Here is a 307-nt window from a genome sequence, read left to right as displayed (position 1 = left end):
CCGCGCCGACGATTCCACACATGGTCTCACCCCTGTTTGATTCACTGCGAATGGCGCGATGCTAGGCCGGCACAGAAGAAATTTGTGGTCTTTTTTTGCATATTTATGCAACATATCGCCAGCACGCCCTGAAGTAAAAATTAAACTCCATAAACATGAACGATTTGAATGAAAATTCCATCGACGCCACCGACCTGTGCCTGCTGAACGCGCTGCAGACCGACGCCCGCCAGCCCAACCACCGGCTGGCCGAGCGCTGCGGGGTGTCGCCGGCCACGGCGCTGCGGCGGGTGCGCCGGCTGGAGGC

Annotated in this window: 1 protein-coding gene; it reads left to right on the top strand. The window is 58.3% G+C overall.

Translation table 11 applies throughout. The features are described 5' to 3' along the window. Positions 1 to 155 precede the first annotated feature (155 nt). On the top strand, positions 156 to 307 hold a 152-nt coding region (locus tag HA630_RS01425), incomplete at its 3' end, for an Lrp/AsnC family transcriptional regulator (RefSeq protein WP_371809179.1).

The organism is Aquabacterium sp. A08 (assembly GCF_011742065.1).
This window is presented reverse-complemented; position numbering and strand designations above follow the sequence as displayed.